Annotated in this window: 12 protein-coding genes and 6 pseudogenes; 10 read left to right on the top strand and 8 right to left on the bottom strand. The window is 58.0% G+C overall.

The genetic code is table 11. The features are described from left to right. Positions 1–34: 34 nt before the first annotated feature. The 3 genes from NKH33_RS22150 to NKH33_RS22140 are packed head-to-tail and all read left to right on the top strand — an operon-like array spanning position 35 to position 2,925. A complete protein-coding gene (locus tag NKH33_RS22150; RefSeq protein ID WP_352921473.1) occupies positions 35–961 on the top strand; it encodes a carbohydrate ABC transporter permease in 927 nt (308 codons plus the stop codon). Positions 962–969: 8 nt separating this feature from the next. Next, a complete protein-coding gene (locus tag NKH33_RS22145) occupies positions 970–1,824 on the top strand; it encodes a carbohydrate ABC transporter permease (RefSeq protein ID WP_352921471.1) in 855 nt (284 codons plus the stop codon). A 54-nt stretch (positions 1,825–1,878) separates the two neighbouring features. After that, positions 1,879–2,925 (top strand): ABC transporter ATP-binding protein, encoded by a 1,047-nt coding sequence (locus NKH33_RS22140; RefSeq protein ID WP_352921469.1) that lies wholly within the window; start codon positions 1,879–1,881, stop codon positions 2,923–2,925. A gap of 172 nt (positions 2,926–3,097) precedes the next feature. On the opposite strand, the gene NKH33_RS22135 is transcribed toward NKH33_RS22140, so the two are convergent. From NKH33_RS22135 to NKH33_RS22115, 5 genes and pseudogenes are all read right to left on the bottom strand, one after another. Then, positions 3,098–4,540, bottom strand: a complete 1,443-nt coding sequence (locus NKH33_RS22135) for a UbiA family prenyltransferase (protein WP_352921467.1) — start codon at positions 4,538–4,540, stop codon at positions 3,098–3,100. Between the two features lie 989 nt (positions 4,541–5,529). Further along, positions 5,530–6,540, bottom strand: a pseudogene (locus NKH33_RS22130) (IS110 family RNA-guided transposase). A gap of 112 nt (positions 6,541–6,652) precedes the next feature. Beyond that, positions 6,653–7,066 carry a group II intron maturase-specific domain-containing protein gene (locus NKH33_RS22125; protein ID WP_352921465.1) on the bottom strand — a complete coding sequence of 138 codons (414 nt, stop codon included), beginning with the start codon at positions 7,064–7,066 and terminating at the stop codon, positions 6,653–6,655. Positions 7,067–7,101: 35 nt separating this feature from the next. Next, entirely contained in the window at positions 7,102–8,133 is a 1,032-nt protein-coding gene (locus NKH33_RS22120) for a reverse transcriptase domain-containing protein (protein WP_352921463.1), read from the bottom strand. A 610-nt stretch (positions 8,134–8,743) separates the two neighbouring features. After that, the gene (locus tag NKH33_RS22115) at positions 8,744–8,890 is read right to left on the bottom strand and encodes a hypothetical protein (RefSeq protein WP_352921461.1); all 147 of its coding nucleotides are present in this window, start codon (positions 8,888–8,890) and stop codon (positions 8,744–8,746) included. A 118-nt stretch (positions 8,891–9,008) separates the two neighbouring features. Between NKH33_RS22115 and NKH33_RS22110 the strand changes: the two are divergent. The 6 genes and pseudogenes from NKH33_RS22110 to NKH33_RS22090 form a co-directional block, all read left to right on the top strand. Further along, positions 9,009–9,580: pseudogene (locus tag NKH33_RS22110) on the top strand (IS110 family transposase). Positions 9,581–9,954: 374 nt separating this feature from the next. Beyond that, positions 9,955–11,790 carry a hypothetical protein gene (locus tag NKH33_RS22105; protein ID WP_352921459.1) on the top strand — a complete coding sequence of 612 codons (1,836 nt, stop codon included), beginning with the start codon at positions 9,955–9,957 and terminating at the stop codon, positions 11,788–11,790. Continuing rightward, positions 11,787–11,937, top strand: a pseudogene (locus NKH33_RS22100) (sugar phosphate nucleotidyltransferase); the annotation flags it as partial. The gene NKH33_RS22105 and the pseudogene NKH33_RS22100, both read left to right, overlap by 4 nt. 196 nt (positions 11,938–12,133) lie before the next feature. Then, positions 12,134–12,463, top strand: a complete 330-nt coding sequence (locus NKH33_RS33265) for an EamA family transporter (protein ID WP_502906753.1) — start codon at positions 12,134–12,136, stop codon at positions 12,461–12,463. Positions 12,464–12,467: 4 nt separating this feature from the next. Then, positions 12,468–13,436, top strand: coding sequence for an NAD-dependent epimerase/dehydratase family protein (locus NKH33_RS22095; RefSeq protein WP_352907454.1), 969 nt, complete (start codon positions 12,468–12,470; stop codon positions 13,434–13,436). Positions 13,437–13,520: 84 nt separating this feature from the next. Then, positions 13,521–13,658, top strand: a pseudogene (locus NKH33_RS22090) (insulinase family protein); the annotation flags it as partial. Positions 13,659–13,712: 54 nt separating this feature from the next. On the opposite strand, the pseudogene NKH33_RS22085 reads toward NKH33_RS22090, so the two are convergent. The 3 genes and pseudogenes from NKH33_RS22085 to NKH33_RS22075 all read right to left on the bottom strand — a co-directional run. Continuing rightward, a pseudogene (locus NKH33_RS22085) lies at positions 13,713–14,090 on the bottom strand (DDE-type integrase/transposase/recombinase); the annotation flags it as partial. A gap of 154 nt (positions 14,091–14,244) precedes the next feature. After that, positions 14,245–14,471, bottom strand: a pseudogene (locus tag NKH33_RS22080) (DnaB-like helicase C-terminal domain-containing protein); the annotation flags it as partial. A gap of 158 nt (positions 14,472–14,629) precedes the next feature. After that, the gene (locus tag NKH33_RS22075) at positions 14,630–14,890 is read right to left on the bottom strand and encodes a hypothetical protein (protein WP_352921457.1); all 261 of its coding nucleotides are present in this window, start codon (positions 14,888–14,890) and stop codon (positions 14,630–14,632) included. A gap of 266 nt (positions 14,891–15,156) precedes the next feature. Between NKH33_RS22075 and NKH33_RS22070 the strand changes: the two genes are divergently transcribed. Next, entirely contained in the window at positions 15,157–15,720 is a 564-nt protein-coding gene (locus tag NKH33_RS22070) for a site-specific integrase (RefSeq protein WP_352921455.1), read from the top strand. Positions 15,721–15,725: the final 5 nt, after the last annotated feature.

Raw genomic sequence — 15,725 nt, 5'->3', positions numbered from 1 at the left:
CGGGAGTTTCGTCGCCACCCATTTCGGGGATAACATGAGAACGACATCAACGATATCGGCGCCCAGTTTGCCAGTTGCGCCCAAATACCGTCCGGCTTCCAACATCGCGCTGATCGCATATTGCATCGTGCTGCCGGCAATTCTGCTGCGGCTCGCGTTTACTTTGTTGCCTTTGGTGCAAACCCTCTACCTGAGCCTTACCAACAGTTCGATGATGGGGCGTCCTCGATTCATCGGCCTGCAGAATTATGTGGCTCTGTTTCAAGACCAGACCCTGCTATCATCCCTGACGTTCACCATCTTTTACACAATTGTCAGCATCACCCTCGAGACAATCCTGGGCCTGCTTATCGCGATCCTCCTCATGCAGAACCTGCGGGGCCGCTGGATCAGCAACTTCCTTATGCTCTTGCCTTGGGTGATGGCGCCCCTACTCGCGGCAACTGTCTGGAAGATTATGTATTACGAAGATGGTGGCATCCTCAACGAGGTGCTCCGCGATCTGGGCATCATCCACGAGCCCGTCCGCTGGCTGAGTGACGCAACGACGGCGAAATTCTCCGTCATTGTTGTCACCGTATGGAAGAACCTGTCCTGGTGCATTCTGATCTTCATGGCCGGCCTCGGCGCCCTGCCTCGGGATGTTTATGAGGCGGCCGAGCTCGACGGCGCGAACGCGATCCAGAAGTTCTTTACCATCACCCTGCCGCTTCTGAAGCCTACTACATACCTGGTCCTGATGTTCCGTGGCATGGGCGAGATCCAGACTTTCGAGCAGATCAGCGGCGTGACGCGGGGCGGCCCCGGAACGGCCACGCAGACGCTTGCTCTCTATGCCTACCAGCGCTTCTTCCAGGAGCTACGCTACGGTTACGGCTCGGCGATCAACGTTCTGCTGCTCCTCCTGACGGTAGCCATCGGCGGCTTCTTCGCCTGGCGTCTCTACCGCGCAAGCCGTTGAGGAACATTATGATCAAGACAATTCAAACAAATCGCGTGGCGAGCCGAACGATCCTTTACATTCTGCTTGTGATCGTCCTGCTGTTCATAACTTTTCCCATCTACTACATGGTCATCACATCGTTGAAGACCCAATCTGAGGCTTATCGGCTACCACCGACCCTCTGGCCGCATAACCTAACCATTGAGAGCTACCCGTTCGTAATTGAGGCGTGGAGTTACTGGCGAACCTTGGCAAATACCGTTCTTGTCGCCGGCACGGCCGCGCTTGCTGCAACGATCCTTGGCGGCATCTCCGCTTACGGCTTCAGCCGAATGGAGTTCCCCGGCAAAGCGATTCTATACGGAATGCTGGTTGCGACGATCGCGATCCCAGGCATGGTCACGCTCGGCCCGATTTTTCTTGCCTACAAGGATCTGCGACTCCTTGACACCCATATTGGGCTGATCCTTGTGTTCGCAGCTGAATTCGTCCCGGTTGCATTCCTTACCCTGTTTTCTTACTTCAAGGCCATTCCGAAAGAGCTCGACGAGGCGGCCGCGGTAGACGGGTCACGCCTGCTCGACACGTTTTTCCGGATCATCTTTCCGATCGCACTGCCCGGATTTGCGGTGACCTTCCTTCTACTCTTCATTGCCGGCTGGAACGATTTCCTATTCGCGTTCACACTCACAATAACGCCCGACACCCGGCTTCTCACGGTACGTCTGTTCGAGATCCCTGTACGTGAGGGGGTCAACAGGACCCCCTACGATCTCATCGCGGCCGGCGGTGTCCTGATATTATTGCCGCTGGTTCCGATTCTTGTGCGTGTCCAGCGTCAGCTGGTGGAGGGCATCCTCGCCGGAGCAGTAAAACAATGATGAGCAGAGACAGCGATCCGCAGTCGCATGTTCCTGCCCGCCTTGGAGAAGTAAATGGCTAGCGTTTCTATCAACTACGTCCAAAAACATTACGGCACCTATCATGCGCTCAAGGGCGTCTCCACTCAGATGGCCGATGGTGAGTTTGTTGTCCTGGTGGGCCCTTCGGGCTGCGGGAAGTCCACGCTTCTACGCATGATAGCCGGCCTGGAAGGCATTTCCGAAGGATCCATCGAGATCGGCTCCAGAGTCGTCAACGATCTCAGGCCCAGGGATCGCGACGTAGCGCTCGTGTTTCAGAATTACGCCCTCTATCCGCATATGACGGTGGAGCAGAACATGAGCTATGCGCTTAGACTCATGAAAACGCCGAAAAAAGTCATCGAGGAGAAGGTCGCCAATGCGGCCAGGATCCTAAACATTACCGATCTCCTCAAACGCTATCCCAGGCAGCTTTCTGGCGGTCAACGCCAGCGCGTCGCCATGGGCCGAGCGATCGTGCGCGACCCACAGGTGTTTCTCTTCGATGAGCCGCTAAGCAACCTTGATACGCAGCTCAGGGTGCAGATGCGCACGGAAATCAAGCAGCTGCACCAGCGGCTCAAAACGACTATCGTCTACGTCACGCACGATCAGATCGAGGCCATGACCATGGCTGACAGGATTGTCGTCATGCGAGACGGCGTCATCGAACAGGTCGGGTCGCCGCTTGATCTTTACGATCGCCCGCGAAACGTGTTTGTGGCCGGCTTCATCGGCTCGCCATCGATGAACTTCATACCCGGGAAGGTGCAGGACGGGCGGTTTGTCGCGAATGGCGCCACGCATCTGCCGCTCCCTGCCGGCGCGGACGGCGACGCCGCGACATACGGAATTCGTCCGGAGCATCTCAAGCTTGACGACGCGGGCTTTCCAGCGGAAGTCGTCGTCATCGAGCCCATGGGATCGTCGACGCAGATCATTGCGAAAGTCGCCGACACCCTGATAACGGCGATTTCGTCTGAACGTCTGGCGCTGCAGCCGGGATCGACCGTGCGCCTTAAGCCGTACGTGCCGGCCGTCAATCTGTTCGACCGCAGCGGATTGCGGATCAGCGAATAAACTCGATGTACCTTCCTCGGAGTCGTGCCGAAGTGATCGGGATAGGCTCACTTCAAGCCCTACGGGACCGCTCCGATTACACGGAGGTTGCTACCGTTATTCATGGCGTGGGCATAGGAATCGACTCAAAGGTCACTGCGATTGTCGATTGCATGCACGCGATGCCTGTGTGTTATAAAGCCAAGGCAAACGCCAAAGCGATGCAGGCGCCGATTAGATAGCTAGTCTTGTCCTTGAGCGCAAAGACTACCGGATCGTCAGGCATGTCCATGCGATGACTCAGGATCCAGATCCTTTGCAGCCATATGAACACGCCGGCCGGCGCGACAAAGAGCCATACGGAATTGTGATATGCTTCGGTCACTCTGGGGTCGAGCACAACGAAAATCAGCATGATGACGATCGAAGCCGACGCGGAAGCAAGGCCATAACCCAAGGTGAGAGGCCAATCGTCGGGCAAATATCCCCGCCCCTTGATAACGTCCTTTCCTTCGGAGTGCGCATGCATCACCTCCACATGACGCTTCGCCAGCGACAGCGAAAAGAAGAGCATGGATGAGAACGAAAAAAGCCACGGCGAGAATTCGAAATCGTTCAGCACCTGCCCCATGACGATCCTCAATGTGAACAGACTTCCAATCACCGTCACATCAAGCAGGGCGTAACGCTTGAAGCAGAATGAATATGCTAATGTCAGCGCCAGATAGCTTGAAACAGCCAGCGCGAATCGAGGGTGCAAAAGCCAGGCCATTCCAAGCCCTGTAGCGAGCAGGAATATGCTCGCCAAAAAGCCGTTGATGATGCTAATTCTGCCGGCGGCAAGCGCCCTGAAGCGCTTGGTCGCATGCGCCCGGTCCGCCTCCAAATCGGCCAGATCGTTGATGACGTACGTTGAAGAAGCAACGAGACCGACAGCAAGGAAGGCGATCGCCGTCTTCATGACGACACGAAAGTCGCCCACTGTATGGGCAAGAAACAGCGGAACGAAGATCAGCACATTCTTCGACCACTGGTGTATCCTGAGTTCAGACAGCCAGTCCTTCACCGACTCGTCTTTTTCTGGGATGATTGTCCTAACCTCGACGCCAGCGTTGCGGAGTTGACTTGCGTACCTTACTGCGGTGCCAACAAGAACGGCTCCGGCGGCCGCCTCCCAAATAGGGAGATCCGCAGCACTGTCGCCCGCATAGATGAACCCATTGGGAAAGCTTTCCTGAAGCCATTTCAGCTTGTTGTGGCTCTTGAGATTTAAGGAGCCATCGCTGCCCTTCGCTCCATCGAACCCGCCAAGATGAGAAATAACGTTGTCAGCTATGCTCTGGTCAGCTGCCGTGACGAGATGAATTTCACGGCCGTCAGCGTGCGCACCACGTATCAGATCCAACACCTCTTCACGATATGGAAGCGCCCGCGCTTCAATCGGACGAATGTTTGCCAACGTCTGTTTCAGAGCCGCGCGGTTAAACCATCCTGGAACGGAGCGAAACAGGCGCTGCGGCGAATGAAACAAGGCTTGACAGAAGTTCTCATGGAAGCTATCCGACTTTATCAGAGTGCCATCCAAGTCACAAACTAAAGGTATCTGACGGTCAAAGCAGCAGAGATTAATTATCATCGTCTTACACCTTGAAGCTCTAATCAGAGTCATCGCTGCAACCTCATCAAAGAGGAAAACAGAACTATCTGGACCGGATTCGAACGGGAAGGATCGGCATTTCTATTCTGCTTGGCGGCGGCACCGCCGAATGTCGCCGCATGAATGTCGCTTCCTCGAGAGCGTCCACGCAGCGATGTGGCCTAAGGCGTCGCTGCCGCACCAATTTCTTCATGCCCCAGGTCGACACGGCGGGGGGAACGTGGAGAGTGGTGAACCTCCGGATACGCCCTCAACTCCGGAGATGTGAACTCGCGCCGACCTGACATGTTGTCTCTTCCTTCGTTTTGCGCCCAAGCTGAATCTTTTCGAAAAGTCCGGCTGCATTGCAGCAAAGGAGCATCAAAAGTCGTGCCAACTGTGCAGAAAGAGGCCAGGAAGAGTTTTCTCGCATATTATTCAATTACGTGCATGAAATTGGGACAGAACTCCTGCCCTATGTCGCGCACTCGACAAAATCGACATCAGGACGGCGGGCCAGGGTGCGCTGCCAGGATCGGCTGCGCCCCATCTGCTGGTGGCGTCAGTATCCGTTCCATGATTTCAGCAGGTTGTGGTTCCGTCGGATTTGCGAAAATTCGCTGGAGAGCACGATGCCTTGGACTTGTGTGAATGCCAGCCGCTTTGCAAGGAAAATTTGAACTTTTGAGCGTGTGATCGAGTGCGGACTTGTGTCAGACCTTCGTTTGCGGCCTTCCACATGCCGCGGGCCGGTATGGTGATGCGTGGATCAGATCCAAATCTGAAAGTGCGAGCTCATGAGGCTCTATGTCCAGGACTGGTTTTCCTGACCCCGATCTGATCGATCATTTGCCCATGCGGTTCTTGCCTTCCTCATTCCCCGACGTGCCGGCTCAGGTGCGTTGCTGATCCCTCGACCCGGCGACGGGACTTCGCTTCGGGAAGGCCTGGTGTCGTGACCTGTCCCGAAAACCGTGGTTCTCCCTTCCTTAAGCGGCTGCCGTCGTCTTCTTGGCCGCGACGTTGAAGACAGTTCCGTCGGCGAGCATGCGGTGCGAGGATCCCGCAAGCTTGCGCGCCAGCGCCACCTTGGCCCTCTTGATCCCGGCCCGCCGGCCGATCCGCATCGCCCAGCTTTTGAGCTCCGTGCAGCCCTTGAGCGGCTAGCATGATGTGGGCGGCCTCATAGAGCGCCGTGCGCACCGCGGCATCGCCGATCTTGCTGACGCGGCCGCTATAATCGGTCTCGCCGGATTGATACTTCTTCGGGGTCAGGCCGAAATGCGCACCCGCCTGCTTCGACGAGCAAAATCGCCCTGGATCGTCGATCGCAGAAGCATAGGTGAGCGCGACGATCGGACCGACCCGACGTCGACATCAACCGCCTGGCCCTGGCGTCCCGGCGCACCAGCGCGCGAACCTGCTTCTCGAAAGCTTGGAACTCGCGCAATAGCACGGCATGCACAGAAAGCAGCGCCGCGGCCACCATCTTCAGGTTCGGATGGCCAGCTACCAGTTCGTGGATGCGCCCGGCAAAGCCGCGCGGTGTGGTCTTGCCGACCTTCAGCCCGAAGCCGCGCAAGATGCCGCGCACACTGTTCTCGATATCCCTCAGCTTCGATTGAATGAGCTTGCGCGCCGTCAGCACCGCCCGCACCTCTTGCGCGGCCAGCGACTTGCAATGCACCGGTCGGAACCAGCCAAGCCGCATCAGCTGCGCGATCCCACGCGCGTCATTACGGTCCGACTTCACCGGCATCGCCTTGAAGGCGTCGCGCACATGCCGCGTCTCCAGCAGCTCCACCGCCAGTCCCGCTTGCCGCATTTGCCGGATAGAGCCATTGCGACAGCGGCCCGGCTTCCAGGCCGATCCGAACCAGAGGAAGGCCGAGCGAAGCAAACCATGCAATCAACGCCTCCGGCTCGCTTGCCACCTTGCTCTCGCGAATGATCTTGCCGCTTGCATCGACAACGCACACGCTCGAGTATTCCAATGACAGTTGAGTAGGTAAGCGCCGCGCCGCCTTGCAGCGACCGGTTTCTCACCGCCTCTCCCCGAACCGGGCATGCGTCTTTCGTTACGCACCCGGCTCTCCAGAAGACATGGTAAAGTCAGGCATATCCATCCTTGCGAGACGGAAGCGGCATACGGGGGTCCAAGGCGAGCATGTGTTGCTCGACCAATCCCTCGCGCCAGAGCCGTCTCGTCGGCCGGCGACTGCTGGGCTGATAGGCCGCCCAGATGTCACGCGACCGCGCTTTGGGGCGCTTCTTCCGCAACCAGCGCTCTACCCTCATGCCAGTGTACCAGTCGAGACTGGTGAACACCCGGCCGGCGTAGGCACAGTGACGGTAATAGTTCGCCCACCCGCGCAGGATGGGATTGAGCTCCTGAAGCTTGGAAGCCAGACTGCACCGGGCGGAACTCGTACCCGTACGTGCCTTGACCTTCCAACGCAGATCGGCGGCCTTTGTCTTGGGAATCTCGACGCGTGGGCCGTAGCCGTAGCGTCTATCCCAGTGCATGACAAAGCAGAATCCGAGGAACTCGAACCCGCTTGTCATGGCCGTGACCTTCGTCTTTTCCGGCGACAACTCAAGGCCTGTGGTCCGGCGCAAGTAGTCCGCCAGCGCGGTCTTCTCCGCGAGGGCATCTCCTGCGTACCGGACACCAGCACCACAAAATCGTCGGCGTAGCGCACAGGCAGGAACACACAGCGACCAGCCATGCGATCCCAGTAGCGCGCTCTGCCTGCCGCGGTCCTCCCGTCACATTGACGGTCGGCATGAGCCTTGGTGCGCTGATACACCCACCGTTCGTACCGCTCTTCGATCGCGCTGAGCGCGATGTTGGCAAGCAGTGGTGAGATAATCCCGCCCTGAGGGGTTCCGGCCTCTGTACGAAGGAGCTGATCCTCGGAGAGAACACCGGCTTTCAGGAATTGCCCGATCAGCTTCATCACCCTCCGGTCAGCGACGCGCTTGCGTAGCATTTCCAATAGAGGATGATGGCTGATGTTGTCGAAGCAGCCCTTGATGTCGCCCTTGATGACCCATGGATACGGCATCCGACTCCGCCGAGTGTCCCTGTCGCGTTTATGCGGGAGGGCAGCCCGTCGGATATACTCCAAGGCGCCGTGCGTGCTCCGCCCGGGCCTGAACCCATAGGAGACATGCCAGAACCGCGCCTCGAAGATTGGCTCCAGAAGTGTCTTGACCGCGCTTTGGACGACGCGATCCTTGACCGTGGGAATGCCCAGGGGTCGGAATTGCCCTGGTTTGCCGGCCTCGGGGATGAGCTTGCGCCGCGCGGGACTTGGTCGGTATGCGCCAGAGCGCAACTCGGCCTGAAGCCCTTCGAGGAAGCGTTGCTCACCGATCCCATTCCGGATGCGGCCCACGGTCATCCCGTCGATCCCAGCCGTGCGTCGGCCTCGATTGGAGGCTACGCGCTGCCAGGCGTGACGCAGCACGCGCAGGTCGGTGACCCAACCCCACATGTCCCGCCACGCGTCTTCGGAATTTGCCTTACTCCACTGATAGAGTTTGCGCTGAACGCCGAGTACCCAGGCCTCGTCGGTCTGGTGATCCATGTCCACAGATCACTCCTCCGTCATGCAAGTCTACCGTCTTCCTGCTTCCCTTCGCCCTGTGCACGGCTTTCCCGCCCTCCGACTACTACGGAAGCTCCGCCCTCGGTGTCGTCCATCTCCGGCCGTCGCGGCGAGCCCAGTTCCGTACCGGGCAGACGATCCGAGTTCCCGTGTTCCGATTTCCAACCTTCATGCCCATAGGCGGTGAGCTTTACCCCAGGCGATACAGGAGACAGGGCCGTGAGAGCCTCCCCCGTCTCGGGTGCGTTCCGCGCACCCAGCAGTGGAGATCGATGAGCCCCACCGCGTCTGATCGCTTCTTACCTCCCACGCCATCGCGCGACTTGGAGGCGTTACCGGTTGAATCCGAGGCTTCCAGCGCTCACTTCGTTATCTCGCCATAGACATTGTGGTAGCCCGGCCTGCGGCCGATGGTCCGCACCCGGTACAGTTCAGGCCGATCTGCTTATGACACCCAACCGGCGACGCCCGGTTGAGCTTCTCGGCCCCCTTCCGCCTAATGCTCCTGTAGGCGGGGCGGCATTGCAGCCGCCGGTCGAAAATCCAGCAAGCTTGAGAGGTGGCTATTCCATGTTCACCTCCCGCGCCGTCACGGCGCACCGTCGATACCGGCATAATGGTCCATGGTCGTCTCTCCTTGATATTTAGCGCTGGCTTCGGCCATGACGCCGTTCACACCATCAGTGTGAGGGACGACCGCCGCTGCGCCAAGCAGGCCGCGAGCGGAGCGCGCCACTCACAGCGCCGTAGCGCAGCGAGCGGCTTGCTTGGCGGCCCGTTACATGGCGTGATCGCGGAGCATCCAGCACTCGGCTAGACTGCTGACGTTTGATCTCGCCATGTGGAGAAATGGAATGACGAAGCACTTTGTTGGTCTGGATGTTTCCCTCGACCTGACATCAGTATGCGTTCTTGACGAAGTCGGCGCCGTGGTTTGGCGTGACAAGGTTGCCTCAACACCTGAAGCCTTGACTGAAGCCATTTGCAAGCATGCACCATCAGTTGTGAAGATTGGCCTGGAAACAGGACCGTTGTGCACATGGCATTGGCACGCACTCCGGGAAAACGGCCTTCCTGCCGTCTGCCTTGATGCCAGGCATGCGAAGGCGGCATTGTCGGTTCAGCTGAACAAGACTGATGACAATGACGCCTACGGCTTAGCTCAGATTAGTCGGGAGAAGTCGATCGTGACGGGTCGGTCTCAAAATGCGGTGACACGCTCACGCACCTATCTCTTCGAGGCCGCGGGCACTCTGTTGGCACGGGTCGCCAGATGGTCTGCGCTCAAAGCGTGGGGCGCGCGCCTGGCGCGCCGGATATGCAGCAAGCCCGAGTGGCCGTCGCCCGCAAACTGGCTGTGATCATGCATCGGATCTGGATCGACGGCAGCGAATTTCGCTGGTCGAAGGAGGAGGCGACCGCGTGATCACCAGCTAAGCATTAAACAAAATTCGCCCTTTCGGCGGTGATCCTGCCGGGACGATGGCGTCGGTGATCTCGTAGATGGGGAGGCAGCCCTAATTTAAGGTACTGCGTCGATTACATTGAGGCACCCACGTCCCGAACGCTAACATGCGGCGACCCAGTGTTAACCGCGAAGAGAACCACAGAGCCGGCAGGAACATGGATACGCTGAAAAGGAGCTTGCAATCAGCTCCGCGATCAGAGAACCCCATGGCAGAGCACGAGGTGAGCGACCCTACCAATTCTCGTAGGCGATTGCGGGGCTCAGGTCGGTTAGAAGCTCCTTGACGCTATCCATGGAATGGGCCTCGTCTAGGAGGCTGGCAGGAAGGGCCTATGGCAAGAGAGAACCACTTTGCCAATGGAAGGACGTTGTCGCTCTTGCTGGAGCGGACTTTGCTGGCTCTATCCGCCGTAACCACAGCAATCCTGTTCGCTTGGTTGCTATACTACAGCAATTACGGTTTCAATCTCGAGGACGAAGGTCTCTACCTCAACTTCATCGCAAACCCATTCCCCTACGCTATCAATTCTCCGCCCTCCCTTTTCGGCTTCGTTTATCACTGGCCGTATCAGTGGGTGGGGGGCGATATTGCAGTGCTTCGCATGGCGAACGTCACGCTTACCGTGGCGCTGGGCTGGATCCTCAGCTTCCTTGTGATCCGGCGCCTGTGGACAGTGGGCTGGCTGCAGGCGGCGGTGCTATCGGCAGGGATCGCCAGCATGGCATCGCTCGTCTTTCGCGTCCGGCTGACGCTCACCCCCAATTACTACACGCTGGCCTTTCAATCGCTTTTGATCATAATGATCGGCTTGTTACTGGCCGACCGACCAGGGCGCGTGCGCCAAATCTTGGGGTGGATCCTGGTCGGCATTGGCGGCGGGTGCTGTTTCATGGCCAAGCCGACCACCGCTGCGGCCATTGCCCTCGTAGTTATCCTCAACGTCGTTTTGCGCCGAAAGTCGCTGCTGCCCATGCTCGGCGCGGCGCTGGTCGCTCTCGCTCTGCTGATTATGACCGCCTACCTGATCGACGGCGGCGTCACCGGGCTGGTGACCCGTATGATTAGGAGCGCTGATATGGAAATCCTGCTGGGTAACGGACACGAGGTGTTTCTCAGCTTACGGATCGACTGGCTTGCCACCAGTCGCTCGCAAGTCGCTATCACTGTGTTACTGGCGATGGCTCTTCTGCTTAGCATTCTCATGGGGTCTGCGGACAAGTTGCTCCCATCGCTGGCGCTCGCTGCGGTGTTCATCGTAACAATAGCGATTGCGCTGCTGGGGATCGATCCAATCAGCATCCAGCCCTCAACCCTATTCCTGGTGCTGGCCTTCACATGCCTGGGCGCGATGCTCTATCGTAAGGAATTGGTTGTGCGCACCCAGCCTGCCACCAGCATCGCTCTAGCGCTAACCTTTTTGGTCCTGCCGCACGTGTTCGCACTGGGCTCCAATCTCAATTACTGGTACCTTGGTTCGTTCGACGCCTTGTTCTGGATGCTCGCGGTAGTTGCTTTCCTGAGCCCTCTTGGGCAAGAGAGACACAGTCTCGTCACCCTACTGCCGCTGAGTGTGTTGGCACAGTTGCTCACTGCAGCAGTCATCAATGATAGCATCCTCAACCCGCCCTATGACGTCAAAGATCAGCGCGCTTATACCGCTGTCATGCCCATGCCGGGTGGTGGAAAATTGGTGATCGCGGAATCCCTCCACCACTATCTGGCCACGGCCAGATCCAAGGCTCGTGCGGCCGGCCTCGAAGCTGGCGCCCCTGTGGTCGATCTCACTGGCGACTCGCCGAGCCTGCTGTATGTGCTCGAGACGCGAGCGCTAGGTCTTCCATGGCTGATGGGATGGGCTCCCGGCAGTAACGCGGTGGCGGTGGAAACGATCGGACTTGAGGACTGCTCTGATCTGGCCAAGGCGTGGGTGCTGATCGAACCGGAGCGCAAGCATCATCTCGACCAAGCCAGTGTCATGGCCTCCTTTGGGGCTGGGAGTGCGGACTATGTCGCCGCCGCTACGTTCGATCCCCTCTTCGTTAACCGGGATTACCGAGTTGGTCGCCAATTTCTGTTAAAGCCCGTACGCCCCGCCGCGCCGGCGGAGCAATCCTGCCGTGAAGCCAGGCGACAACGGCCAGATGGCCAGAAATGGAGCCAAGAATGAAAGCTGTAATCCTCGCCGGTGGCCTTGGAACCCGAATCTCCGAGGAAACCCACATTGGCGCAAGCCCATGGTCGAGATCGGCGGCAACTGATTCTGTTGCACATCCTTAAAATCTACTCGCACTATGGCATCAACGGTCTCGTCATCTGAAGGGCTGTCTGGTCAAGGATGACCTCGAATTTGTTCAGTCGCTTCTACGCGCTAGAAAGGTACCTGATGCTTCTTGCCGGGTTAATTTCCGGAACTTTGCAGGGGTCTCTAGCTACAACACTCTACTTGCATAGCCCGACAAGAGGACACCTTGACCCCTTCATCATTCGCACTGATCTTTTTTAGCGTAAGCATGAATGCACTAGCTCAAATTGCTTTGCGTATGGCTATGCTGACGCTTGGCACCTTACCGTCTATAGGCCAGCCAATAACATTGCTTTGGACAGTTTTGAGCAATTTCTATCTGTGGGGCGGCCTGTCCTGTTATGCAATCAGCGTCCTATTGTGGCTGGCTGTGCTCTCAAGCAATCAAGTTAGCGTTGCGTATCCAATGCTATCGATTGGGTATGTAATTGCAGTCGTCTTCAGCTTCCTTCTACTCGGCGAAGCAATACCGCTTGCAAGACTGGTTGGCATCGCGTTGATTTGCCTCGGCACCGTCTTAATTAGTCGGACGGCGTAGCCCGATGCGACACGTCATTACCGGAGGGGCAGGTTTTACTGGAACGTACATGGCATCCGCTCTCGCCCGGCGGGGAGAGAAGGTCGTCATATTTGATCTCGATGAGCCACTAGCGACCAACAACTCGGTAGCTTTCGTAAGAGGTGACGTACGGCAGCATCGAGACCTGAGGAAGCTTCATCTCCAGCGCGATGATGTGGTCTATCATCTTGCAGCACGTCAATTTCACCGTGGTGTACCCCATAGAAATCGAGACGAATGGTTTGCTGACGTGAACGTGAATGGCACCCGCTGCCTGCTGGACGCAATCTCGGCGGGCTCCACGCAACGACTTGTTTTTTTTTCCACGGACATGACCTACGGAAAACCAGATCACACACCGGTCAATCCGACCGATATGCAACGTCCGATCGGACCGTACGGTAGGAGCAAGGTCGGAGCGGAGCGGCTTCTGATGCAAGCGTGTAGGGAGTTCGGCCTCCATGCGACCATATTTCGTCCAAGACTTATCGCTGGTGCCGGGCGCCTTGGAATATTGACGAAGCTCTTTCGACTGATTAGAGCAGGCTTGCCTATCCCGCTAATAGGCACTGGCAAAAACCGCTATCAAATGATTGCCGTTGAGGATTGCGTCTCTGCTGCGCTGGCGGCCGTAGAAAGAAATTGCCCGCTTGGTCCATTTCATCTCGGCTCCTGCGAACCGCCCACTGTCAAAGAGCTTCTCCGAGAACTGGTCCGGCGAGCCAGCTCAAGATCGATCCTTCTTCCCATACCGGCGGTTATTCTGAAGCCCGCTCTTTCATTGCTTGATAGAGCGGCCTTGACACTACTTTATCCAGAGCAGTTCGCTATTGCGAATATTGATTACGTTCTCAACACGGGGGGCACGACGGAATATTTGGGCTGGACGGCATCGAAAAGCGATATGGATATCATTTTTGAGGCGTACACGGGATTTTTGAAGTCCTCGTAAGCCGTGCCAAGGGGAGCTGGCGCCACGTGACTTACTTTGCCTCGAACCTTGCCTCTCGTCCCGCCACCACAACCGGAGTCCTGGATGAACCTTCGGTCTGGCTGGCTGCGAGGGACACTTTTTGCGACCGCGCTGGCCTTCGTGACGACCGCTCCGGTTCTGGCGGCCGCCGATGACGGCAAGCTGACGGATTTCCTCCTCGACAACGGCATGGAGGTGGTCGGGTTTTGTTGCAACGGCTGAATGGGAGTGCAGATAGGTCTGACACGAGGCCAATCACGCGGCAAGGATTTGGAACTGCTCGGCCAGGGATGGATTCGGATTGAAGGCGAACCTCGCCTGTTGCTTACGCATCATGTGAACCATTTCGATGCCGTTTAGGATGATCGCGGCTGATGCTGGTGATTTGAAGCCGAGCATTGACCGGATGCGGCGCTTGATGCGCCGATGGTCCTGTTCGATCCGGTTATTCAGGTATTTACTCTTGCAGATCCGGATCGGCTTCAGCCGACGCCGGGAACGATCCTGCAAGCGATTTGTGATGTCACAGGAAACGATAGCCTCCTGGTTGGTCTGGTTACCATCGATGACGACGCGGTCGGGACGGCCATGACGTGCCAGCGCTGTTCTGAAGAACCGCTTGGCCGAGGGCATCCCTAGGTAAGGAATTCTCACAACCACCGGCACGTGGAGGGAGGGGTTACCAGAACCAGATGGGGCGCGGCCAATGTCGATCCCGAAGTGCTACAGGCCGTCGAATGGGTAGCCACACTTCTTGAGGAAATGGGCCACATGGTGAGGGACATGAGTCGATGACCAGGATACTGAGTCCTCGCTGGCGCTTGAGGCGGCGCGCGCGAGCGGCAAGCTGCGCGATCGAGATGCCGCCGGTCTGGTCGATGTAGAGCGGGATCTTCTGCATGGCCTGAGGCGACCAGCATCGTCTTCATCGATTTCGCCGCGGCGGATGCGGGATGACGAGATCTCCGCCTGTTCGGAGACGATGCGGGTGGCGAGCTGCTCGGGTCTCATCTTCGTTCCTTCGTCACTGTGACGAGACCCAAATCGTCCTTCCATCACAACCTCAGTCTGTGTCATAGGCGCTGACGGGGGACACACGAGACTGAAATATCCGGACTGGAGGCGCTCCTTCGTTCTTGCGAGCAAAGGCCCCCTAAAGCGTAAGCGCCCGGTCATGACCCGGGGCTCTTACCGGCCATCATTTTGACCTCTGCACCTCTGCCGCGATTGGCTTTGTGTTCGCGGATGAAGTCGGTCAGGCATTCGAGGCCGAAGTCTGTGAAGGCGGGGATCTGTTGATCGTCGGGCCCGTAGACCCAGAGGCAACCGTCCTCCGGTTCCATGTCGACATAGACCTCCCACAGCAGCTCGGCGTCCTCGCCGAGCATTTCGGCGGCAAGCGGGAGGGTGTAGACCCGGGTGATCGCGGCCACGGTCAGGCCGCCAGTCTGGTGTCGGATCGGGGGCGCCAGTTCCAGGGGAGAAGCTCGTCGATGCGATTGGCTGATGGTCGCTGACGCGGCCGATCAGGTCGGCGAGATAGGCCTCCGGATTGATGCCGTTCAACTTACAGGTTTATGCCGACCGCCAAACTATGCCGAGTGAGCAAGTTTTTACCAACACTTTCCTCAACGTAGCGGTGGCTGAATCGGCATAGCTTAGGCTCTCTCCGTCGCAATTGACGCGAAGGAGAGGACACATGAAGGCAAGTGACTACCTGCAACGCAGCACACTGTATCGGAAGCTGATCCACGGGCCGTATGGCGAGTTTGCACGCGTTTATGCGGGCAGATTGTCGGATGAAGGCTTCGGTCAGCAATGCACATGGCGATCGCTAAGCCTATTTCGTGAGCTGAGAGACTGGCATCTCGGCAACGGGCACGATCTCCAGGATTTAAGCGAAGACCATGTCGAGCGGTTTCTTGAGCACCGTTCCAAACACTGGAGCATCGATTCGGGCGACCGAGCTGCGCTCCGGCGCTTGCTTGCCGCGTTACGGCAAGAAGGCTTGATACCAGCCGCCCTTCCGATTGCGCGCACGGAGCACGAGCGGATTGTTGATGTGTTCGCGGCTTACCTCACGAGTGAGAGAGGGCTCGCCGCCTCGACGGTGGAAAGTCACAAGCTGCTCTCGCACCGATTTCTGCAGGAGGTCTGTCCGGCTGGCGCAGATGGGTTTGCAGCGCTCACCCCGGAGATCGTCATCGGCTATGTCGAGCGACATGCTCTCGATGGCTCCGCCGACAGCGGCAAAGCGATGTGAGGGGT

The organism is Mesorhizobium sp. M1182, from assembly GCF_040318335.1.
Taxonomy (GTDB): domain Bacteria; phylum Pseudomonadota; class Alphaproteobacteria; order Rhizobiales; family Rhizobiaceae; genus Mesorhizobium.
The sequence above is the reverse complement of the archived record's forward strand: the minus strand, read 5'-3'. Positions and strand labels throughout refer to the sequence as shown.